Genomic DNA, 21,744 nt, shown 5'->3' with positions numbered 1-21,744 from the left:
AGTGAGACCCGAAAAGCAGGAACCGTTTTTTTGGGGATAGCTATGACCTTAAAATAAAGAGTGAGAACGCCACGCCCGGTTCCGGTCCTACGCCCGGTGCTCCAGGGGGGAAAAAACGGGGTCGGACGAGAAATATCCCCCGCACGGGCCACGCTCGGGGCAGCCTTCGCACTCGGGCGGATACGATCGCTTCCAGTCGGAAATCGATGCCACCGCCCACGACCGCCACGCTTCGGGAATCGTGCAGCGCGGAAAGTTGTACAAGACGGCCGCGACCCCGGCCGTTTCGCACTGACGCAACGCCGCCGCCACCGGCGCGAACCCGTCCTCCCCCGCCACGGACAGGGTTTCCCAAGCCTCCCGGGCAAACCCCTGGGCTTCCAGGCGCATCAGGGCCCACACCTCGATCCACGACAGATGACGCACGACAAAGTCGGCGAGGCGCGCCATCACGGGCACGGTGGACGCCATGAGAACGGTGCGCAGCTCGACCGCCGATCCCGTTTGGGCCAGAAGGTTCAAGGCCGGCAACAGGCGCGCCCAGGCGCCGGCCTTGCCCACCACCGGATCGTGACTGGCCGCGTCGGGCCCATACAGCGGCACCCCCCACAGCACCCAGCCCGCGCACGCGCGCAAGACCGACGCGTCGCCGGGCTCCAGGCGCTGGGCATTGGTCAGCAGATGAAAGGCCACGTCCGGACGCTCGGCGTGGCACGCGGCCAGCCAGGGAAACAGGGCGCCTTTCAACAGCAGGGGCTCGCCCCCGGTCAGACCGATGATCGCGTCCGGCGGGGCAAGCCGCACCGCCGTGCGCAGCAGGTCCCAGCGGGCATGATGGACCGGACGAGGCGGCTGGGCGCACATCACGCACGCCTGATCACACGCCTCGGTCAGCAAGAAGGTATTGTCGCGCCCCTCGCCCGGCCGGATCAAAAAGGAAACCAGCCCGTCCGCCGGAACCACCAGGGCCACGACCCCGTCCAACACGACGCCAGGATCGGCGGGAACAAAGGTAAACGCCCCGGCCCGGGCCACGACATGAACCGCTCCCGTGGGATCGCGCCAGAAACCGGCGTCGTCGGGATCGGCTCCGGGGTCTTGCTTCAAGCGCACGACAAAGGGCGGCCGCGTGGCATCTTGATCCAGCAACCGGCCTTCAAGGGGCGTCATGGCGAAACGGTCCCACGAAGGGAGTAGGTTCGAAGCACCCATTCAGGTGAAACGAAAGAAACGCCAGCCGGTCCGGATCGCACGACACAAGGGCGTCGAAGACGTAGTCAAAAACCGCCCGATACTGACGGCAGAAGTGGGTTTCGGGCTTGGGCGGATCCGCGCGCCCGTGCCAGGCGATATCGTCGATTCCGTCAATGCCGCACCAGGGCAGATGCACGCAGTGCACGCAGTCCTCCTGCACGTCGGCCATCTGACTCCACGAAAACGCCCGGACCCGGGCCGGATCCAGGCCCGTGCGCACGGTGCCCAAGGAAAGGTCGGCCACCCCCACGCGGGTTACCATGCGCGCCTCGTCGCTTGGGTAGAAGGTCCCGTCGTGGTCAATCAAAACATGGTCGCACGCCGCGGGGTTGGGGCTGCGCAGATCGACGTGCGCCGTGTGATTGGGGGAAAAAATCCGGCGCACCGCTGTTTCCAGGCCGAATTCGCGCATCGGGCGGGCGCCGCGCCGGTGCGTGGCCAGCAGATAATCCAGCGCGCGGCGCCAGGCCGCCGGCCAGGGCTCCTGGTTCGTTGCCCCGTGCCCCAGCAGGCGGCGGGCGAATCCCTGACGGTTGGCGGGACGCAGGAAAACCCCGGGATACCCCAACGCCCGATAGGTTTCGATGATGTCGGGAATCCGGGGCGTGTCCTCGGGCAAAATGGTGGGCAGGGCGGCCACCTTCTCGGGCCCGAAGGTGGTCAGCAGCTCTTCCAGGGCCCGGAAAAAGGCACGGGCGCGCCCGGGAGAAAGACCCCGGTTTTTTTGCTGCAAATCCGGTGGACCATCCAGTGAGGTACTCAGGCTCACATCGTCGGCGCGCAGCAGGTCGCGCACCGCCCCGGGCCCCTGGTTCAGGTTGGTGCAGATCACGAACCGGGTATGCGCGAAGCGCTGGCGGGCGTGGGTGATCACCGCGTCGACCAGATCCAGGCGCAGCGTGGGTTCCCCGCCCTGGAACTCGATCAACATCCGGTCGGTGGGCAACCCGTCGAGAAAGGCAAGCACGCGCGCCAGGGTATCGGCGGACCAGTCGCTTTCCTTCGCCTCCACCCGGGCCCGGCTGGCCTGGCAATACCGGCAATCCAGGTCGCAGCGGATGGTCGGCACCAGCACCACATAGGACAAGGTGGCGCCGATTCGCTTCTTGCGCGCCAGACGGTGGCGATAGCTTTCCCAATAAAAATCGCCCGGCTCCTCGCACGCGAACCCGCGTTCGCGCAGGAAGGCCTTTTCTCCGGCATCAAGGTCGCCGCGCACCAGCCGGTCGAGAAACGCCGGGGACGCCGTGAAAAAATCCCCGGTATCGGTGCTGAACAGAATATCCCGGGCCAGCGCCTGGAACCGATAGGGGAACAGGTGCGTCATCGGGCCAGCCCTTCGTAAAGCCGGCACCGGATGGGCAGGGTTTCTTGATAAATGCGCTCACGATACAACTGGTGACGCAAGGACGCCGCCGGTTCTTCAAGATTCTGGTCCGATTCCAACACGATGGTGTTGTCCCGAACCTCGGCTCTCACGCCCGGGTACAAATAGCCCCATCGCAACAGGGCCGGCCCCACATAGGCCGCGAATCCGTCCGGTATCTCGACATGTCGCAAGACCATTCCTCCCCCTTTCGTCGTGGGGCTGGAGGAGAGTATAGCCTTTTGACTCAAAAACTCAACGAAGTGTTTTTTAACAAAAACCCGCCATGATTGTTAAAACGCGCGCAAGGCAAGCGGGAAACCACAAGACAACCGCGTCCCCAAGGCACGTGCGGGGAAACGTGGCCGATCGACCTTCGCCGGGAGCACCGTGCCGTGGACCGGATGCGGGCACGGCGCTCCCGGTTCTTGTTTTCACGCCCGGCTTTTCCAAAAAGCGGTGTCCGTTTTTCGAGGCCCGCTCCAGAATCCGTCCGCTTCACGGTGAAGCGGACAGACTCCAGATCCCATTATTTGCGTTCGTCCTTTCGGGAAAAGCGGTGCCCCCTTTTCCCTGACGCACTCTAACGCTTGAAGCGGCGGCTGCGTTCCCAGCGCTGGAACAGCAGCTTGCCCTTGTCGGCCATCTCGGGCGCCCGGGCCCGCCACGCGTGATAGAAGAAGCGCATCGAATGCCAGGCAAACGCCTTCACCCAGTTGCGCGCCGGCTGGCGGGCGACCTCGACCACCTGTTCGGGCAGGCTGGCCGGCGGGCGGGGCGGCAGGTCGTATTGCAAGCGCACCCCGGTGCGGTAGCCGATGTAGTGCCACTTCTCTTCGTCGAACATCGAATTATCGCGCGAGGTCGAGCGCCAGTTCCATTGAATGGTCGGGCGCCAGCTGGCCGCGAAGTCGGTATGACGCGAGAACAGCATGTACAGGTACACGTCCTCGCCCACCTCGTAATACGGATCCTTCAGCACATCCTCGCGCAGGATTTCGCGCGCGGCGATCCAGGCGTTCGACTGGATGTAATTGTGACCCCGATAAAGTTCCTGGCGGTCATGGGGATGCAGGAACTTGAGCTCGCGCGTTTCCGGCACCACCTGCTTGCCTTCGCCGCCGAAATTTTCCTGGAAGACGTAGTGCCCTGCTTCTTCCTCGTGGCGCACCGCCCCCGAATACGCGAACAGCCGTCCGGGATGCCGGCGCAAGGTATCCATCACCGCCGCGACATGATTGGGGTGCATCGTGTCGTCGTCGTCCTGGTTCGCGAAATAGGGCGCCGACACCGCCCGCAGACCGCACCACAACGTGGTGCTGCGCTGGCCATTGAGGGGGTGCTGATCAACCACCTTGATCCAGCGGAAGCGCTCGCGGAACTCGTCGAGCAGTCCGTCCAGCCCCTCGACCGCGCGGTAGCGCACCATCACCACCGCCAGATTCGGCCAGGTCTGATCAGCCAGCGCCTGCAAGCAGCGCCGGATATAGGGCACCGGCCGCCCGCCGACGCGCACAATGTACTCCACGGTCGGGAACGCGGCCTCGTCGGAGTGGGCGGCAGCCTCGGCTTCCTTCGGAGGCTCGATCACCGGGGTGGCCACGCCCGAGGCCCGCAGCGTGGTGGTCGGCTCCTCGGGGGCCGGCACCAGGGGATCGGTCATCGGGTGCGGCTGCCAGCCCCCCGACGCCCGGCACGCCGCCACCAGCTGGGGCAGCGGCTCGTACATCTTCTCCAGCGAGAACTTCTCGACGAAAACCTGATGGGCGGCGCGCGCCATCTCGCGGGCGCGGCCCGGATTGGTGCGGATCTCGCGCCACAGCTCGACCACCGCCGCCGCGCGGTCGGTCGCGCCTTCGACGTCGGGCATGTAGAACACCGTGTCGCCAAAGGTTTCGCGGATGATCGGCAATGGATCGGTGATCGCCACCACGCCGGCGGCGGCGGCCTCGAACAAGCGGGCCGAGGGCAACAGGGCCTCGTTGTGCTCGCGCCGGTTCAAGCACAAGGCCGCGCCGCTCGCGCGCAGGGCGGACAGCACCGCCTCGCCATCAAACGGCAGCTCGCCCACGTAGCCCCGGCGCAGGCCGGTCCAGCGGTCCCTGGGGCCATGCACCCGCAACGGAATGCGCTTTTCCAGGATCGAGAACAGATTGCCATGGCGCCGGCTGTCCCAGTTCGCCCCCACGTAAAACAGGCCCTTGACCTCGCGGGCGCCGACAAACGGGGTGGCGTAGCAGGTGGGCAGGAACGGGCCCACGATCGGCGCGTTCTTGTCCATCGCGAACAGCTGATCCTCAAGGAACCGCGTCACGAAGTCCGAGCCGGTGAAATAGCCGTCGTAGCTGCGCAGGGCCCGGATGCGAAAGGGATCATCGCGGAAGAAAGCCGGCGGGCTCCACATCAGGCCGATGGTGGGAAAGGGCGTGACCTTGGGAATGAACTCGTGGGTCGCGATCACCACATCCGGTTCCAGCGCCAGGATCTCGTCGCTGGTCACCACGCTGTGGCCGCTCCATCCCAGGTTCGCAAGGGCGCGCACGGACCGGCGGATGAATTCCCGCTCCGCCGTCCGGGGACGGTTGGGGAACGCATCGACGAGGGCAATCTTCATCTGTGGACTCCATCGGACGGTTATGCGGCCGTGGCTTAGCAAGACCCGGCCCCCGTGGCAATCGTGGCCGGCCACTTTTTCCGCTTCGTCGTCACAATGCAATCAAGGGACACGAAAAAACAGGCAAACGCCCGACTCTTTCCCAGGGGTGGGGCAACGAGCCCACGCCCCCCGTTTTCGCGCCTTCGGGCAGACGGCCGGCTTGAAAGACGCCGGGCGCCCGTCCACTTCGGATGAAAGTGAACAGGCGCCCGCTCTCCTTGTGTGGATTCATCTTCTTGCCGGGAAAAACAGTGCCCTCCTTTTCCCTGGCCAGCTCAAGGAAAGGGATCCGGAGTCTGTCCGGTTCACCGTGAAGCGGACGGACTCTAGCGTCCGGGGTCGTGGGCGCGGCAGGCGGCGGCGATCGCGCTGGTCTGCGGATCGGAAAGCGGCGCGCCGTCCAGGGTCATCCGGCCACTGGCCACGTCGTAGGCCAAGGTACCGATGCTCACGGCGGGCTGGGACAGACCATGCGGCGCGCTCAGGCCGCTGGCGGCGAAGGGATCAATGGCCAACGGCAGCACGAAGCCCTTTTCCACGCCCCCGGTCCAGCGCGACCAGTCCTCCAGGTCCGCCGGCGCGACCGGGTTGCCGTGCACGTCCACGCCCGGGCGATAGGCCACGTCCGGGCCGGGCTCGTAGGCCACCAGCCGCGCACAGTCGGCCGCCGTCACCCGCACCTCGCGCGCGCTCGCGGGGGCGGAAGCCGGCGCGGCGGGGAACGGAGGGGCCCGCTCCGCCCGCCCCGACGGCGAGGACACGGGCACCACGGCGGGAGCGGAAACCGCCCCGGTCGGAAACGACACCGCGCGGGTTTCGGGCGGAACAAAAACCGGCTCCTCCGGTTTCGACGCGCGGGGCACGGTGGAGGACAGGGCGGCCGGATCCGTTCGCGACCCGGGCACGGAGGGTGCCTCGGCCGCCAGAACCGCCCCGGCCCCGGCACCAGCCAGCAGGGCGATCATGGCCACCACCAGATGCTTCATGCCGCGCCGGAACCCCTCCCGGGTGCCAAGAATGATCATGGGATCCCTTCCCTCTTCCGGTTGCGTCTTCATCCCCCGCCCGGCCGTCTCAAGAGCCACGGACCGGCACCCCACCCTCCCTTTTTCTCGCAAGGGGCGCCGGATCGGGGGAGGACGCCTTGGTCACGGCGGGGGCCCGGCTTGAGCGGGCGCCTGGAGTCCGTCGGCTTCGGATGGAAGCGGGCAAACCCTAGCGCCAGCGGGCGCCGTGGGCGAGGCAGGCATCGTAGACGCGGGCCGCCTCGCGGTCGGGCACCCGGCGGCCATCCACCGACAGCTCGCCCGACACCCCGTTGATGTGCAGCCCCAAGGCCACGTTGGGCGGCGTGGACCGCCACGACAACGACGAGCCGTCGCCGTCGGGATCCATGCCCAGGGTAATGGTGAACGATTCGCCCCGCGCGAACGAAGGGGGCTGCCCCCGTCCCCAGCCGGGCACCAGCTGGGCGCAGTCGGCCGAGGTGACCCGCACCGGCCACGGCTGATAGCCCCGGGGCTGGGCCGGGACCACGTAATACCCCCCCGGCGGATTCTGGGTCGGCGGCGGCACCACGTACACCCCGGGAGGTGGCGAGGGCGTTGGGGTGGGCGCGGGCACGTAATAGGTCCCGGGCGGCAAGGAAGGCGTGGGCTGGGGCACGTAATACGTGCCAGGCGGCGCCGTGTAGGGCTGGGTGTAGGGCTGGGCGTATGGGTTGCCCCGGTCCTTGCCATCCTCGTAAGGCCCGCGCACAGGCACCCAGCGGCCATTCAGCGGCCCGGAAGCGCCAAGGCCCGGGGCTCCCGGATTCGCCTGTCCCCGGTCCGCCGCGTGCGCGGGCCCGGCCGCCGCCATCAGGGCGACGCCACCGGCCACGGCCAGCCCCAAAATCCATCCCGACGCGTGCGAACGGCTTGGTATCGTGCTCATGGTCCCAGTCTCCCGGCGCCTGGATCCCCGGCGTCTCCTGGTGCATATAGTGTAGCATCGCGGTGGCGCAAAGGGATAGCCCTGCCCCATGCTGCGCTGCACAACTCCCCCGATCGTTTTTCGGTACCTGTTATCGAGATTTTTCGTGACAGGCCCCCGCAGGGCTGCGTATAGTCCGGCTCAGCCCCAGCAAGGGGCAGGCCAAGGAACCATCGGAGCCCCGGCTCCCCTGACTCCGCGGCCCGGGTTTGGGGAGGAGATCGCCGGACAACGGCGACAAGAACGCACCGCCGGATGGGAGACCGCCGGCACAAGGGAGCCCGCCACGACGGCACACCGCCGCGTGACCGGGCCAAAACCAAAAGGCGGGCCCACCCGCCATGCGTTAAAAGATAAAGACCGGTTCATCCAAGGGCCAGGTCGGAACAGGCAGGGATTTGGTCGGACAGACAAGAAGGCGAAACGGGCATCCGTCATCGCCTCGGCACAAGGGGGGCAAGGTCGCTCGGGACCTTGCCTTTTTTGTTTTTGGCCCACCGGCCACGATCAGGGTTTTGCTGCCAGGATCACCCCCCTCCAACATCTCACGCACGATGCGTTAGGCATACTTGGGGTATAAATCCTCGTCGGACTGATCGCGTTCGATCCGCTTGTGGTTTTTCAAGAGTGTATCGATCACCATGGGGGAAACTGCGAAATATTCAGAAACCTCTTGCTGCTTTTCTTCTGAATAGTCGCCCTGCAGCATGTCCTCCACCGCATCGAACGGGGCAAGAAATTCAGCGGCGAACGACCGTTGCGCTTTCTGCCGGTAGGTATAGGCCTGCGTGGCCGCATGAAGCGCGCCGTCAGGATACATCAAACGATCGCCGAGAAGGCGCGCCAACGCGAAGCGACGCCCAGTCTTATAGTGCGAGAGAAGCACCACACGGGAATCGTGACCGGCAGTCTCATCGAGCGCATACGACAGAGGAACCTCTTTACGAGGGTCATTGATCAACGCATCCGGGGTCGTGCCGACCAGTTGAGCGAGCCTTTGGTCCGGGACCTGTTTTTCTCCTAGCTTCTCCTGCTCACGAACAGCGACGGCGGCTGCGCGCCCCAGTACCCATCCCGGAACGTCGGCGGGGTCAGGCAATTGATCGCGGGTGCTGAGGACAACGGCATCACCCGGTGATGCCCGAAAACCAACTTCCCGCGCGATGTCTTCCAACACCTGGGCGGTCAACACGGTCTTGTCGCCGCTTATCGCGCGACCGTGTTCCGCGGCGACTTCCCTGACCGCGTCCTCGCCAAGGCGATTCGCATCCCTGACCAGTGTTTCGACCGCGTCGTCGTCAACGGCATCGGGATCACGGCCCATCAAGGCCTCAAGTCGACGCCGCTTCGTGAGTTCCGGATCGGCACGCTCGGCCAGCACATCCCGCCACAGCCTGTCGAGATTGGTTTCCGCCACCCCTTCGCTTCGCAGGCGACCCATGATTCGCGGCAGGAATTCGTCGAGTGCCCCTTCAAACTGAGACGAAGGAACGATGGTCGGAAAAGCGCCCGAATATCTGAACGGTTTTGAATCCGGCTTCACCGACGGGCTTGAGATCAGCATGGTTCGAACACCATCCGACCAGATATCGATGTTCGGCCAGACATAACCTTCGCCGATCGTGTTCATTCTGTGCGCAAACGGCCATCCTTCGACGGCAGAGCGCGGCTCCCAGCGCAACCGCCACCAGTTCCAGGCAAACCACTGTGCAACATGATAACCGGAAACAAGCGGGCCCGGCCGAAGACTGTTCAGGAAACAATCGAACCCCTCGGTGAGGTACTGTTCGGAACTGCGTATCGTGAACACACCAAAGGCGGCCCGCTCCTCGGGGCTCCCCTCGTCCAGGCGTTCGGGAGCCAAGCCCAGTTCAAGACTTGCCGACACGACGTTTCCATTCATTCAAGATAAGTTCGCGCATGTCGCGCTCATCGTCGCCAAGCCGATACCCATGGTAGCTTCGCTCCCGTTCCGGGCTTGTTTTGGCTTCGTAAACGTCTCCGGCCTCGTCAACGGCCCAAATATACTTCGGAACACCGCCCGCGTCGAATCGGCTCACCATGCCAAGCATCACGCCTCTTTCCATCAATGCCGAGGCTTCCGCGAGGGGAATGGAGCGAAGCGCATCGCAAGGAGATTTGGACGGCCTGGGATTATGGGACGGAACAAAACCGTAATCACCAGGTCGCAGCTTATGCAGGGCAGACCCGACATACCGAATACGCCGGCAAAGCGCCTCGCGCTCGGCCTCCGACGGAACGGTTTCGTGAACCAACCTGCGATCGGGCCGGTTGCCCTCGCGCTTGCGGATGCTCATCAACCCGATCCCGAAAAGGTGCGTTTGACCGAAAACCATTAAAGGCGTCACGGTGACGTATAAACAACCCGAAAATCAAGCGCCTCGCTTCAACCAAGGCCGTCCGCCCGGCAAGGAGCCCCCCCATGCCTGTGATCACGATCCGGATCGGCAAAGGCCGCCCGATTGAGAAGAAGCGCGCCGTCGCCGAAGCCGTGACAAAGGCCGTGGTGGAAACCCTCGACGTGCGGCCGGAATGGGTTACCGTCCTCATCGAGGAATACGACCGGGAAAACTGGGCGACGGGCGGCCAGCTTCATGCCGACACGTTCGGCCCGGGCTACGGCAAGGCGGGCGTCGACGAACAAGCCTGATGGAACCGCCTCTTGGAGGTCACGCCGTCACGCCCCCGTGCCCCTCGCCCCACTCAAGAATCGCGCCAATAATGCCGGGGATCTCCAGGGAGGCGGTGTTGGGGTGGGGTTTGGGTGGGTTGATGCCCTGGGTAAGCTGGGTCAGGAGGCGGTGCACGCGGTCCAGGAACTCCCTGGGGCCGCGAAACGAAGCCCCGGCGCCGGTTCGCTCGACCCATTGCACGACCGGGGCTTCCTGCGGCAGGCCCATGGTGCGATCCAGCAGCAGGGACAGGCCGTAGCTGAGTGCCTCGCTCACCCCTCCCGGGCCCGGCTTGCCGATGAACAGGTCGGACGCCCCCAAGTACCGGGGCACCTCGCGGGTGAAACCCACCACCTGGGTCGGAAACGGCCAGTCCGTCGCCGCCAGGGCCGTGGCCAGGTCCTGGTTGTGCCCGCACAAGAACAGAACCTGGGCATCGGGAGCCAGGTCCTTCAGGGCCAGGGCCATGTCGCGCATGCGCCATCCGCCATGGGCGCCGTACAGCATGCAGATCACCGGCTTGTCGGGCGTCAGCCCCAGGGCCGCCTTGGCCGCTGCCTTGTCCTCCGGTGGTCCCCCCTGGAAGGAGGGCTTGAGCAGCAGGCCTTGCGTCCGAAAGACCCGCCCGGACAAGGAGGGATACCTGTTCGCCCGGCGGTACGCCTCCCCGGTGCCGCAGATGGCGAAATAGTCGGCGCCCCGGGGAAACCAGATATGGCGCCCGTACTCGGTCCAGTCGGTGATCAGAACCACCCCCGGCACGGCCGCGCGCCCGGGCGATTGGCGCCGGTAGTCGTTCAGGGCATCGAACACAATGCGGTTGGACAGCGGGATGACGCTGATCACCAGGTCGGGCTTTTGCTCTTCCAGCCAGGCCGCCACCCGCCGTTGCGCCGCGCGGTGGGTCAGGCGCAGGTTCAAGATCCCCCCGGCGTAGAAGCCCAGGCAATAAAGCCCGGTCTTGCCGTCGCGGATGATCGACTCGTTATAGATCTCCTCGCCCGTGCGCCCCGTGAAGCGCTGCCACAGATCAAGATCCGCCACCAATTCCACATACGGATTGACCAGGGTCACACGGTACCCACCCGTGCCTTCAAGGATTTCCTTCAAGGCGTTGGCGGCGGCGACGTGGCCGCCTCCGGCCACCGTGTAGAAGACAACGACGTGCTTGCGATCGGTCATGAGGAAGTCCCGGGCTCGGCCGGCGGCGGCACGGCACCCGCGCGGGCGGCCGGCCTGGGACCGCGCATGGCGCTCCAATAGGAAATGATGCTGTCGGCATACCCGGGCTCGGTGGCCTTCAGGTGCGCGTGCAGGGCGGGCAGGTTGTGGTAGGGCGCGCCCGGGTACATGTGGTGCGCGGTGTGATAGCGAAAGCCGATGGGCTGGATCAGCAGGGCCAGGGGCGTTTCAACGGTGAAGCTGTCGCGCATCTGGTCCTGGCGCGACGAGGTTTCGGCATGGGCCACCAGTTCGTGTTCCAGGGGAATCCGCAACACGATGATCAGCCAAGCCCCCACCAGAACCGCGTAATAGAACAACACCCCCTCGGGGAGCAAAACGGCATAAATCCCGAAGGCAAGCAGGTACAGGCGGGATAGCCATGTTACTTCCGCTTTTCTCTTTTCGGGCAAGGGGGTGCTGATCGAGAAATTAAAAACCCGCTGCGTGAAGCGGTCCAGCCGCTCCTCAAGCGCGATGCCGCCGATACTGGCGACAACCACCTGGAACAAGGTGTAAATCGGGGTCAGGAAAGGCAGCACGACCAGCACGAAAAAGGCCAGCGCCTTGTTGCTGCGCACCAGCAGGTACTGGGGGTCGTTCCGGGTTCCGAAAATGCCCGTGGTGTGATGGATCCGGTGCGGTTCGGCGAAGCGCGCCGTGGGCACCAGGGTGACGACGCCCACGGTCAGGTGCCAGACCCAATAAAAGGTTTTCAGGCGCGCGTCGTTGGGGCGATGCGAAATCTCGTGCCCGAAGATTCCGGCCCGGGCCAGGAACGCGGCGGCCAGGGCCCAGGGAACGATCACCAGCGGCCCCGTTGTTCCCAGGCCCCAGACAAAGGCCACCAGGAAAACGAACAGGGACACGAACAGATCCCGAAAATAGATCCGGGGATCCGGCTCGAAGAACGTTCTGTCGATCATGATCAGCCCCCCTGCTTGCGTCTTCCGCTCACACCGCGGCGAAGGAGCGCGAGAACATGTCGCCGGTATGCCAGCGCCAGGCGTCGGCGATGATCGAGGTCAGGTCGCTGCGGCAGGGCGTCCACGACAAGGCGGTTTTGGCCCGCGAGGGGTCGCCGACCAGGGCGGGCGGATCCCCCGCCCGCGACTCCCGGTATTCGGTGGGCACCGGCACGCCGGCCACGGTTTCCAGGCAGCAAAGCACGTCCAGCACCGAGGCCCCCAGGCCGGTTCCCAGGTTGAAGGTGGTCGAGGCCCCGCCGTCCAGCAGGCGCTTCAAGGCCAGCACGTGGGCCTGGGCCAGATAGGACACGTGGATGAAATCGCGGATGCAAGAACCATCCGGGGTGGGGTAGTCGCGGCCGAACACCGAGAACACCCCGCGCTCCCCCAGGGCGGCCTCGATGGCCAGGGGGATAAGATGGGTTTCGTTGCGATGCGCTTCCCCGATCGCGCCCTGGGGGTCGGCGCCGGCGGCGTTGAAATAGCGCAGACTGGTCCAGCCCATGCCGGTGGCCGCGCCCACGTCGGCGATCATCCGTTCCGCCACCAGCTTGGAGCGGCCATAGGGGTTGATGGGATCGCACGGGTGGGTTTCGGGCGCGGGCGTGCTTTCCAGCACGCCGTAGGTCGCGGCGGTGCTGGAAAAAACCAAAGCCTGGATGCCCGCCTCGACCATGACATCCAGCAAGGTGAGCGTGCCGCTCACGTTCACGTCGTAGAACTCCAGGGGAGCCTTCAGGGATTCGCCAACCTCGATCCGTCCGGCGAAGTGCAGCACGGCGTCGGGCCGGTGGGTGGCGACAACGGCGCGCAGGCGGTCGCGGTCGCGAATGTCACCCTTTTCCAGCGGCCCCCACCGCACCGCCCAGGCGTGCCCGTTCGACAGGTTGTCGTAGGCCACGGGCGTCCATCCGGCTTCGGCGAGCGCCTTGCAAACGTGGCTGCCGATGTAGCCGGCTCCGCCGGTCACGAGAACGGCCCTAGCATGCATCGCACCAATCCCTGAAAAATTTCGTGGCAATCGTCGTCTGTTATGTTGCGATTCGATGAAATCCTGTTCGAAACGCGCGGCACAAACAGAAGGTTTTCACGTAAGTTTTTCGGAGTCAATGCGAACGACCGCCAATATCAGCGAGACGGGAGGAAACATCCCATGACAAGACGATAAAAATGTGACTTGCTCGCGTTTTTTGTGTTCGACACCGGAAAATCTCGGGCGAACATCAAGAGAACACCGCATACACTGCCAAATCCCCTGCCCCCACCTCCCTCGCAGGCGGTCGCGTTGTTGAGTAGACCTTGATCGAAAAAGGTTTTTCCATGCCGCTTCTTTCCGAGCCACGCCGACATGTAAACCGTTCCCCCGTTGACATTGTTGTTCTCACCACGGCGGCGCTGCCCTGGCGCACGGGGCCGGCCCTGTTTTCCTTGTGGCATGCCGGGGGCCTGGCGGCGCTGGGGTATCGGGTGGCCTATGGCGTTCCCTGGCTGGAGGCTCCATCGCAAAAACGCCTGTGGGGCGAGGTGGTGTTCTCCGATCGCAACGCGCAAGCGGACTGGCTGCGGGCCGAGGCGCGGCGCCTGGGGGCCCCACCCCTGCCCGAGATCTTCTTTTTCAACGGCGTTTTTTCGAAAACGATGTTCAGCATCTTCATCACCGGGGATGCGTTTGCCGCCGCGCCGCCCGCCCGGGCCTTCCTGGTCCAGGAGCCCGAGCATTTCGGCTGGCTGCCGGTCACCAGCCCCAAACAGCGCGTCGGCGCCGAGAAGATCGTGGGCATCGTCATGACCAACTACGGTCATTACATCCGCCGGGCGGGGCGTCCCGACCGCGCGGTCTTCGCCGCCCTGGTCGAGCGCGCCCACAAACGCCTGATGCGCCGCCATGCCGACGTGATCGTGCCCCTGTCGCCGGCCCTGGACCTGCGCGGGCTGGAAGACCTGATCGCCTGGCGGCAGGTCACCGGCGTGTTGCAACGCTTCGCCGAGGTGCCCCCGGTGACCGACGACACCCGGGGCGTTTATTTTCTCGGGCGCCTGACCTGGGACAAGGGCCTGCGCGACGTGATCGACACCGCCAAGGCCCTGGACCTGCCCATCGATGTGCATGGGGAAGGCCCGGACCAGGCGGCGATCCGCGAGGCGGCCGCCGATGCAGGGGCGCCCGTGCGCTTCCTTGGCCCCACGGCCAGCCCGTGGGAGGTGATGGAGAACTACCGCGTGTTCTTCAATCCGTCGTTTTCGGAAGTTCTGTGCTCGACCACCGCCGAGGCCCTGGTGGCCGGGCGTCAGGTTGTCGTGCCCCGCTGCCCGGCCAACCAGCCGTTTTTCGATCTGCCCAACGTGCACGTCTACGACACGCCCGAGGAAGGCCAAGCCGCCCTGCGCCATGCCCTGACGGCGGAGGTGGTGGCGCCCACGCAGGCCCGGGCCCGCTTTGACTGGGGCGCGGCCTGCCGCTCGGTCGCCGATCTGTTGCTGGGGTGAAGGGGCTCCGGGGCGCCTCCTCGCGCGCGCCCCGGACTTTTTGTTAAAGCAACCCGCTCCAAAACGCCGCGCCGCCGGCGAAGAAGTGGAGCAGCGTGACACCCGCGAGGTTGCGGTGGCGCAGGTAGACGGCGCCGAACAGCAAACCGGAAAGGATGGTCACGATCACGGCCATGAAGCCGAAATGGATGTGGAACACCCCGAACAGGGTCGAGGACAAAACAACCGACTGGATCCCCCGGCGGTCGTCGAGGAACCGCTGAAACGACGATTGCAACAGCCCGCGCGCCACCAGCTCCTGCAACACGCTGTGAAAGAAATACCCGGTCGTAGGCCCCCATTCGGCGGGTACCGGGGTGCCGGCGTGCAGACCCGTGACCCTCAGGACCCACGCGGCGGCGAAGGCCACGGCCACGATCAGCACCGACAGCCCGGCGCCTTCAACAAGGGAACGCTTCATGCCCACGGCGGTGATGCCAAGATCCCTGAGCGGAATCTTCATCCGCCAGATGATCACCGACGTGGGAATGAGGATGATCAGCAGGTAAACCCAGGCAAAAGTGGGCGTGAAGACATCGACCTTCAGGATCTGCTTCGAGATGACATCGTTGATCAGCAAACCGATGGTCATCATGCCCAGGGCATAGATGAAGAACTGCCCGAAATGCTGGCGCTCCCTGATCGCGGCCATTTCCCGTTCCACGGCGGCCACGTACTTGTCGGTTTGGGTCCGCATGCGGTTGGTGACGGCCACGGCCAGGCACCCGCGCAGGGCACCCAGAACCTGATCGCCGTTGGGCAGGGCCAGGATTTTCGCGGGATCGATTTCGGTCAGGCGGCAGTCGGTTTCGGCGCGGGCGGAAGCGGATCGGGGCTGTCCGTCCAGCAGCGCCATTTCCCCCAGGATCGCCCCGGCGGACAAGGTGGCCAGAACCCGCTCGCCCCCTTCGCTGCCGATGTCGCGAAACACGGTGATGCGGCCGCTGTCGATCAGATAAAGGGAAGTCGTCTCGTCGCCCGCCGCCATGATCAGGGCACCGGCGGGCAGCGCGTGGACCTCCACCGTCTGGCGCACCGCATCAAGGATTTCGGGCGCGAGGCCGGGAAACATCCCTTCCAGGCCGGCGGTCATGGGCGGTTCAACGCTCGCCCGATTCTTGGGGGATGTGTCGGGCGACGGGGGGACAAAAGGAGGGACAAGCGAGGAAGCAGGAGGGGGAGCAGGCAGTGCAGTCATCGGCTCTTCCTGGTCGGTTCGCGGTCATGAGGTCTGCCGGCCCAAGCCCCCCCGAAACGCAGGCCAGGCAGGAAAAAGCTCAGGCAGGAGCGGCGGGCGAAGCCCGATCGTCGTCAAGCGCCCGACCGGCCAGGTAAAAGGCGACCACCGCCGGCATCAGGGTAACATGGTATGTGGCGTAGATTCCCAGGCCGGCAATCCCCTGGAACCCGACAAGGGGCAAGGCGGACGCCCCCAGGGTGATGAGGATCCCCGCGATCATGGCCGGCGAGCCCGTGCCCCGGGGGAGAGCGGCGACGTTGAGCCCCAGCAGGAGCAAAAGGGCCACGGAGTAACAGCCGATGACGATGAAGAAGTTGTCGGACAGGAACACCAGAACGACCACCACGGCCGTGGCCACCCCCGCGAGGGTGAGCACCGCCCGGCGCACGCGCGGCCCCAGGAAGCGCACGGCGGCCACCGCGACCATCAGGAAGGCCGCGAGCGCGATCACGGCCCGGTTCACGCTCATCAGGAAGGGGTGGAACGGATGGTCGATGGGCTCCAAAAACCCGTGATCGACGGCACCGATCAGGAAGGCAACAGCGACCAGGGTCATGGTCCAGGCCCACAGTCCGGCGGCCGAGCCCCGGCGCAACCCGGGCCGGAACAACAGCCCGGCGGCGAAGGCCTGGAAACTCGCAAGGATAACATCCGTGAGCGCGGAAAGGGCGAGTTCGGACAGCATCGGAGCACCTCGGGGCGTGGGGAAAGGGGGCGCACTCACGCGGGGCGGGCTATTGTTGAGGACCTGTACGAACGAAGAGGCCCTTTCGATCGTTACGTTGATCATCACGGCTGGCGTTTTCAACGCCTCCGTGCCGGCCAGGCCGCTTCCCGTGCTTCCCCGTGGGAGACGAGGGACGGAAGGAGCCGGTTATCGCGACCGGGGCACGAGAAGGAAAATCACCTGCCGGGCGCGGTCATACGGCGCGTAACGGAAGTGCTCGGTCGCGGCCACCGTCAGGGCCAGGGACTCGAACAGGGCCGCCCACTGGTCCATGCGCAAAAAAGCGTAAGGCAGCGACACCCCATAGGGCTTGTTGCCGAGGTAATCGGCAACCGCCAGGATCCACCAGTCGAGCCGGGTTTTCCAGTCGTGATCCTTGACCAGGACCGGCCCCCGGGACACCCGCGCGGCCTCGGCCAACAGGCGTTCGGGCTCGCGCGTGTGGTGGAGCACGTCGATCAGGGTCACGAGATCGAAGGAGTCATCGTCGAAGGGCAGGTTCCGGCCGTCGAACACGCGCACGGGGATAAGGGGATCCGGCTGGGGCAGCACATCAACCCCTTCCATCCGGGCCAGCCCGCCCTCGTGCAGCAGCCGGCTGGCGATCACCCCATTCCCCGCCCCGACATCCAGCACGCTGCCCCCCGCCGGCATATACCCCCGCAACCGCCCCGGCAACCCCCGCGCCCGCGCCTGCGACACCGGCAACGTGTTCCAGAATTTGAGAAAAGCAGAGATCATGGGGGGGGCCTTATCTGGGGGGGCAAGGGACGCGGAGGTGCCGCCGATCAGGAGGGCGCCGAAAACCCGGCCCCCCCCAAAAGACGGCGCAAACGTTCCACGCGCGGGTCCCGGGCCAGGGAGGGGGCCGCCGTCGTGATCCGGTCGAGACAGGCGGCAATATCCCGGGCAACCCAACGTCCCTCGGGCTGAAGCAAGCATGTATCGCCGACAATGGCATCAAAAAGCGAAAGGACTGCCTCGGGATAGGTAGCGCAGGGATCGATCTCGCCGCTTTTGCGACGTGCAAAACAGTAAAACAGGCGGGTCCGTCCATCAAACGGGCCCAGCAGCTTGCGCGTTCGCATCAACGCGATGGCGTCGGGAAACTCGGATTGCGCGGCCAGGGCCAAGTTCACCAACTCAGAAACGCTCTCATTCGTGCGCTGCCCGGTCGTTGAAGGCCACTTGTTTTCGATAATCGGGCGAATCGTGGTCGCCCACTGCGCCGGCGCCTTGTCCCCCGCCCGTTTCAGCCGTTCGGTCAATTGAGAGGCCATCTGGGCAAGATCCTGCCCCGTCGCGCCTTTCATGACCTGGCCGACTTCCCCCGCCGTGAAAAGATCCGGGGCCTCCGCCAGTGTTTCGGCAAACAGGTCATTCCAGGCATTCCTGGTCTCCCAATCCTCGATGCGGCCGGCGACGGACAGGAAGGCGTCGTGCAGGGCAACCATCAAGAAGCGATCAAGCCGTTTCGCCCAACAGAAACCTTGCCACAGCCCCGGGGCTTCCGGGTGATCCCCGTTCATGCGGGCCATCAGGTGCTGTTGGGTCCAGGCCGGATTCCGCCGATACAGCCATAACAAGCGCGAGGCCAGGACGATCCGGCCCAGGCGATGGGTGGGTGTCTCGCCGTCAACGATCCGCTCAAGCAACGCCATCACATCGGGGGGCACGGGTCCCTCGCCCCGCAGGGCAAGATCGACCACGGCAGTAGCCAGCTCGCCCCCAGGCTCGTTGATCGCCGTGAGAAGATCCTGTTTGCCGTCGGCGGCACCGGCCACGGCGCGGGTCCACACCGTTTCCCAAAAAGCCAGAAACACACCCCGTTCCTCGCCCGCGTCCGGAATGGTTTCGGCGAAGGTCTTCAAGATCTCGCCCAACGCCCAGCACAGCCTAGCCTCGACCATCTGGGGATGAGGGGAAAACACGTCGGACAGCATGCGCAGGATTGAAAAACGTTGAGTCGCGTCCTTAATGTCGCGGAAATTCCAAATACCGCCCCACAGGAGGGAAGCCCCGTTCACGCGCTCCGCCAGCAGGGGAATCACTTGAACCGCGACATCCGGATGGTTGGCGCAAAGATCGGCTAGACGCTCCTCCGCCGCATCAGTGTTTGGTGTCTTGGCAAAGTGATCCGCCATTGCCTCGGACGAGAGATCCAGCAATGAGTCGGCTTTTTCCTCGGGGACCCCGCCATCAGAAACACTCCGAACAGGCGCATCTTGTTCAAGATCTTTGGTTTCCCATGAATTGACGAGCTCGTCCTGCTCCGCGGAAAGGGCAACGCCCCCTTCCCTCAACTTGGCCAGCCGATTTGCAGTATCCCGCAAGACGCGTTTCCTGAACTCCCGACCGGAACCGGTAAACCCTGGCCACAGTTCGCGCGTCGGCCCGCTGGTGATCGCGGCGATCAAGCGGTCCCGGGCAGCGGCGGGCAGCGCGGGGGCCCGCTGGCGGAGGTAACGTCCAAGCTCTCCTTCGTACTCGTCCCCCCAAAGCACCGCGCCGTGATTTTCCAACACCAGCCCCAGTTCCTCGTCAGCCGTCCCCGGCTGCACGGTGGCGAGGGCGTGCAACGCCATGCGGCGAAAAATCGACAGGTCTTCACCCCGGCCCAGGGCCATCCAGCGGTGAACCAACGCGGCAGCCTGAAAGGGAGCCCCCTCCCGCGCCGCCTCGAACGCTGCCAAGCATAAACGAGCGACCAAGGCAACGCCCCTTGGCGCCATCTCAATACCCGCAGAATCGTTCTGGTCCTCGCCCGCTCGAAACGCGGAACGTCTTGAATGTAACTTTATGGGCCTATTAAACGCCCGGAGCAGCCGCGCCCCTTCGGCCAGCGCCGAGGTCAACACATCGGCATTGCGGACCAAAGCGGTACTGATCTCGGGTTGGGTTCGGGCGTCCCAAATAGAGGCAAGATCATCAGCGCCCGCCTCTTCAAGCTTGATCTCCACAAGGTCGGAGAGGTGCCGGGGCTGCGAGTCCCCCGCCTGCAAATCCTTAGCGAAAAAACGTCGGAACGACTTGGAAAGCCGGGGGCGCAGCTTCACGGCCTGGGCAAGCCGGGCATCCCCATTCATGGGCCATGGCCCGGAGCCAAGGGGACGATCGCGCAAGAAAATCTCACCGCCCCCCGCATGGCGCTGAATATCAAGAACAAGGCGCCAGAATGCCGCGTAGGGCTCGGGGATTTTGTTCAACCCATTTTGTATAAAGAACGCCCACCCGGGATGAAGGATACCTTTCTTATCGATCACCCATTCAACCAGTTCTTTTTTGTCGCGATGCCTGGCCAGCCACCGCCCCAATTGAAACGTCACCGGAGACAACGGGAGTCCCACCCCGGGAACAGCCCCAGGACCGGCCAGAGGCACGGTTGGCAACCGGGGCGAGGGCAGATCAAAAAGGGAGACGGGATCCCTGCCCCCGGCAAGGGTTACTTTTGTCTTGGCAAGAGGGCTCAGCCAGGAAACATCCGGCGGTGGATCGGTGTTGGCAAACGCGGTGGCCAAGGCGCCCTGCCCCGCCGACAAAAGCCACACCAGCCGTTCACGCTCGGCCTCGTCCACCTCCTTCGAATCGTAGGGACGCTGGAAAGGAGCCAGAAGGACCGAAAAATTCCCTGCGCGCCGGGCGGTGTGGAGGGCGGCCCACTCCTGCAAGGTCTGGTGCAACTCGATAAAGTCACCCGCCCGGTTGAAGGGAAGTGGCGTCACCCCGCGCGAGGTCCATGAAGTCTCGACCGCTCGCTGATCGGCGGGCGTTCCATCGTGGTCGGCAAAAATATAGGCGTTCAGTTTTTCGCCCCGACAGCGCATGTCGGCGGCCACGCCGTCGATCAAGTAGCCCACCACCGGATCGTTCAGGCTGTAGCCGACGAACACGACCGTATAATTTTCCAGCAGGCTCAAGGCAAAACGAGCCGCCCACCCATCTTGAAGGTAGGCGCGGCTGAAATCCCCGCTGGTCAGGACAAGATCACGGCCTTCCGGATCGTTTGCCGGGTCAAGGCGGCCATGAAGATACGTCAGTCGCCGCCAGCTTTCCTTTCGCGGCATCGACAAGAAAGGCCCGGCCTGGAACGGCACCCCCGGTTCGGCTTCCTCGAACCGGAGATCGAAATTAGTGGTGACCAGCCGGTGCCCCCCACCCGGATGACTTGAGAGCGCCAGCAGTGCCTTGTGGGTGGCCAGCGCCGGATCCGTGGAATCTCCTCCCAGCAGTTCCACCGTTGCCGGACGCATGTACTCGCTTTTTGCTTCCAGAAGATGCAAGGCGCGATCATACGCCCCACGGCAAAAAGCTTCTTCTTCCGGCGTTCGCGTCGCAAACACGGGAGCAGTACCGGTAGCGGCCTGCCCCTCTGGCACCAGGGGCAGGCCGCACTTCTTGAAAATATCCTCGACCAGTTTCTTGAAATCCGGCAACCCGGTGTAGCGCGAGATTCCGGCCCCGCAAAAAAACACCACTTGGCCGTCGTCGTGGGCGGAAAGAAGCTCGGTCGGCACTCGGATGGACAGCTTCACGGCTTCATCCCTTTCCCCCGCACCGTTCCCGAACGGCCAGCCCCTTGACGCCACGAAACAGCACGAAACAGCTTGTGCTCGCGGTTTCACCAGCCTACGCCGGGTCTGAAAATCAACTCAATCTTTTCGTGAAAAACGAAAAGGCCCAAACGCAAAAAACGGCCCCGAAGGACCGTTTGGCGTCTTGACGAAGATCAAGAAGAATTGGAGCGGGTGATGAGATTCGAACTCACGACCCCAACCTTGGCAAGGTTGTGCTCTACCCCTGAGCTACACCCGCATCCGAACGGGACGCGCGCCCCATAGACCTACTTACCCTGAACGCCCCAGCCCTGCAAGAGCCAGTCCCGGCGGATTGGAGCGGGTGATGAGATTCGAACTCACGACCCCAACCTTGGCAAGGTTGTGCTCTACCCCTGAGCTACACCCGCATCCATTTCGCCGGACGATCAACCCCTTGATTCTTCAGGGAAAGTTTCCCTGTCGTCGGAGCCGCCGTCGTTCGGTGGAGGCGGATAATAGCCATGCCGGCGGCCTTTGCAAGCCCTTTTTTGGCCCTTTTACGATTTTTCTCGCCCCCCCGCCCG

General features: G+C 64.8%; 17 protein-coding genes and 2 tRNA genes. 2 read left to right on the top strand and 17 right to left on the bottom strand.

Annotated features, from left to right (window positions below; translation table 11 throughout):
* Positions 1 to 87 precede the first annotated feature (87 nt).
* The 8 genes from ROR02_RS03560 to ROR02_RS03525 all read right to left on the bottom strand — a co-directional run bounded on the left by ROR02_RS03560 (position 88) and on the right by ROR02_RS03525 (position 9,568).
* Positions 88 to 1,170: a radical SAM protein gene (locus ROR02_RS03560; RefSeq protein WP_170244938.1), complete on the bottom strand. Its 1,083-nt coding sequence runs from the start codon at positions 1,168 to 1,170 to the stop codon at positions 88 to 90.
* Positions 1,157 to 2,581, bottom strand: a complete 1,425-nt coding sequence (locus ROR02_RS03555; protein ID WP_147162638.1) for a radical SAM protein — start codon at positions 2,579 to 2,581, stop codon at positions 1,157 to 1,159. The genes ROR02_RS03560 and ROR02_RS03555 overlap by 14 nt, the downstream gene beginning before the upstream one ends.
* A complete protein-coding gene (locus ROR02_RS03550) occupies positions 2,578 to 2,820 on the bottom strand; it encodes a hypothetical protein (protein WP_147162637.1) in 243 nt (80 codons plus the stop codon). The genes ROR02_RS03555 and ROR02_RS03550 overlap by 4 nt, the downstream gene beginning before the upstream one ends.
* Positions 2,821 to 3,203: 383 nt before the next feature.
* Entirely contained in the window at positions 3,204 to 5,234 is a 2,031-nt protein-coding gene (locus ROR02_RS03545) for a glycosyltransferase family protein (RefSeq protein WP_147162636.1), read from the bottom strand.
* Between the two features lie 368 nt (positions 5,235 to 5,602).
* Positions 5,603 to 6,301, bottom strand: a complete 699-nt coding sequence (locus tag ROR02_RS03540) for a hypothetical protein (protein ID WP_147162635.1) — start codon at positions 6,299 to 6,301, stop codon at positions 5,603 to 5,605.
* A gap of 190 nt (positions 6,302 to 6,491) precedes the next feature.
* Positions 6,492 to 7,211, bottom strand: a complete 720-nt coding sequence (locus tag ROR02_RS03535; RefSeq protein WP_147162634.1) for a hypothetical protein — start codon at positions 7,209 to 7,211, stop codon at positions 6,492 to 6,494.
* A 598-nt stretch (positions 7,212 to 7,809) separates the two neighbouring features.
* A complete protein-coding gene (locus ROR02_RS03530) occupies positions 7,810 to 9,138 on the bottom strand; it encodes an ImmA/IrrE family metallo-endopeptidase (RefSeq protein ID WP_246135381.1) in 1,329 nt (442 codons plus the stop codon).
* A complete protein-coding gene (locus ROR02_RS03525) occupies positions 9,122 to 9,568 on the bottom strand; it encodes a hypothetical protein (RefSeq protein ID WP_147162632.1) in 447 nt (148 codons plus the stop codon). The genes ROR02_RS03530 and ROR02_RS03525 overlap by 17 nt, the downstream gene beginning before the upstream one ends.
* 59 nt (positions 9,569 to 9,627) lie before the next feature.
* On the opposite strand from ROR02_RS03525, the gene ROR02_RS03520 reads away from it, so the two are divergent.
* Entirely contained in the window at positions 9,628 to 9,921 is a 294-nt protein-coding gene (locus ROR02_RS03520; RefSeq protein ID WP_307725137.1) for a tautomerase family protein, read from the top strand.
* 19 nt (positions 9,922 to 9,940) lie between these two features.
* On the opposite strand, the gene ROR02_RS03515 is transcribed toward ROR02_RS03520, so the two are convergent.
* Genes ROR02_RS03515 through galE form a run of 3 tightly spaced genes read right to left on the bottom strand, consistent with a single transcriptional unit; the run spans position 9,941 to position 13,123 of the window.
* Positions 9,941 to 11,125, bottom strand: coding sequence for a glycosyltransferase family protein (locus ROR02_RS03515; RefSeq protein ID WP_147162630.1), 1,185 nt, complete (start codon positions 11,123 to 11,125; stop codon positions 9,941 to 9,943).
* Complete coding sequence (locus tag ROR02_RS03510) at positions 11,122 to 12,090, bottom strand: fatty acid desaturase family protein (protein ID WP_147162629.1); 969 nt, start codon at positions 12,088 to 12,090, stop codon at positions 11,122 to 11,124. The genes ROR02_RS03515 and ROR02_RS03510 overlap by 4 nt, the downstream gene beginning before the upstream one ends.
* 28 nt (positions 12,091 to 12,118) lie before the next feature.
* Complete coding sequence (gene galE, locus ROR02_RS03505) at positions 12,119 to 13,123, bottom strand: UDP-glucose 4-epimerase GalE (RefSeq protein ID WP_147162628.1); 1,005 nt, start codon at positions 13,121 to 13,123, stop codon at positions 12,119 to 12,121.
* Positions 13,124 to 13,452: 329 nt separating this feature from the next.
* On the opposite strand from galE, the gene ROR02_RS03500 reads away from it, so the two are divergent.
* Entirely contained in the window at positions 13,453 to 14,619 is a 1,167-nt protein-coding gene (locus tag ROR02_RS03500) for a glycosyltransferase (RefSeq protein WP_147162627.1), read from the top strand.
* A 43-nt stretch (positions 14,620 to 14,662) separates the two neighbouring features.
* Here ROR02_RS03500 and ROR02_RS16540 read toward each other — a convergent pair whose 3' ends face one another.
* From ROR02_RS16540 to ROR02_RS03470, 6 genes are all read right to left on the bottom strand, one after another.
* Positions 14,663 to 15,751 (bottom strand): cyclic nucleotide-binding domain-containing protein, encoded by a 1,089-nt coding sequence (locus ROR02_RS16540; RefSeq protein WP_170244937.1) that lies wholly within the window; start codon positions 15,749 to 15,751, stop codon positions 14,663 to 14,665.
* Positions 15,752 to 15,935: 184 nt separating this feature from the next.
* On the bottom strand, positions 15,936 to 16,583 hold the full coding sequence (locus ROR02_RS03490; RefSeq protein WP_147162626.1) for a DUF6962 family protein: 648 nt from the start codon (positions 16,581 to 16,583) through the stop codon (positions 15,936 to 15,938).
* A 189-nt stretch (positions 16,584 to 16,772) separates the two neighbouring features.
* Positions 16,773 to 17,366, bottom strand: coding sequence for a class I SAM-dependent methyltransferase (locus ROR02_RS03485; RefSeq protein ID WP_170244936.1), 594 nt, complete (start codon positions 17,364 to 17,366; stop codon positions 16,773 to 16,775).
* Between the two features lie 47 nt (positions 17,367 to 17,413).
* Positions 17,414 to 21,157: an SIR2 family protein gene (locus tag ROR02_RS03480; protein ID WP_147162624.1), complete on the bottom strand. Its 3,744-nt coding sequence runs from the start codon at positions 21,155 to 21,157 to the stop codon at positions 17,414 to 17,416.
* 205 nt (positions 21,158 to 21,362) lie between these two features.
* Positions 21,363 to 21,437: transfer RNA gene (locus tag ROR02_RS03475), tRNA-Gly, on the bottom strand.
* 76 nt (positions 21,438 to 21,513) lie between these two features.
* A tRNA-Gly gene (locus ROR02_RS03470) sits at positions 21,514 to 21,588 on the bottom strand.
* Positions 21,589 to 21,744 lie beyond the last annotated feature (156 nt).

The organism is Pararhodospirillum oryzae (genome assembly GCF_007992075.1).
In the GTDB taxonomy this organism is placed as follows: domain Bacteria; phylum Pseudomonadota; class Alphaproteobacteria; order Rhodospirillales; family Rhodospirillaceae; genus Pararhodospirillum; species Pararhodospirillum oryzae.
The sequence above is the reverse complement of the archived record's forward strand: the minus strand, read 5'-3'. Positions and strand labels throughout refer to the sequence as shown.

Bases quoted from the DNA above. Each gene is read 5' to 3' on its own strand.
- ROR02_RS03515 (WP_147162630.1), bottom strand. From the start codon at position 11,125: ATGACCGATCGCAAGCACGTCGTTGTCTTCTACACGGTGGCCGGAGGC.
- ROR02_RS03540 (WP_147162635.1), bottom strand. From the start codon at position 6,301: ATGATCATTCTTGGCACCCGGGAGGGGTTCCGGCGCGGCATGAAGCAT.
- ROR02_RS03510 (WP_147162629.1), bottom strand. From the start codon at position 12,090: ATGATCGACAGAACGTTCTTCGAGCCGGATCCCCGGATCTATTTTCGG.
- ROR02_RS03535 (WP_147162634.1), bottom strand. From the start codon at position 7,211: ATGAGCACGATACCAAGCCGTTCGCACGCGTCGGGATGGATTTTGGGG.
- ROR02_RS03525 (WP_147162632.1), bottom strand. From the start codon at position 9,568: ATGAGCATCCGCAAGCGCGAGGGCAACCGGCCCGATCGCAGGTTGGTT.
- ROR02_RS03555 (WP_147162638.1), bottom strand. From the start codon at position 2,581: ATGACGCACCTGTTCCCCTATCGGTTCCAGGCGCTGGCCCGGGATATT.
- ROR02_RS03485 (WP_170244936.1), bottom strand. From the start codon at position 17,366: ATGATCTCTGCTTTTCTCAAATTCTGGAACACGTTGCCGGTGTCGCAG.
- galE (WP_147162628.1), bottom strand. From the start codon at position 13,123: ATGCATGCTAGGGCCGTTCTCGTGACCGGCGGAGCCGGCTACATCGGC.
- ROR02_RS03490 (WP_147162626.1), bottom strand. From the start codon at position 16,583: ATGCTGTCCGAACTCGCCCTTTCCGCGCTCACGGATGTTATCCTTGCG.
- ROR02_RS03560 (WP_170244938.1), bottom strand. From the start codon at position 1,170: ATGACGCCCCTTGAAGGCCGGTTGCTGGATCAAGATGCCACGCGGCCG.
- ROR02_RS03500 (WP_147162627.1), top strand. From the start codon at position 13,453: ATGCCGCTTCTTTCCGAGCCACGCCGACATGTAAACCGTTCCCCCGTT.
- ROR02_RS03550 (WP_147162637.1), bottom strand. From the start codon at position 2,820: ATGGTCTTGCGACATGTCGAGATACCGGACGGATTCGCGGCCTATGTG.
- ROR02_RS16540 (WP_170244937.1), bottom strand. From the start codon at position 15,751: ATGACCGCCGGCCTGGAAGGGATGTTTCCCGGCCTCGCGCCCGAAATC.
- ROR02_RS03545 (WP_147162636.1), bottom strand. From the start codon at position 5,234: ATGAAGATTGCCCTCGTCGATGCGTTCCCCAACCGTCCCCGGACGGCG.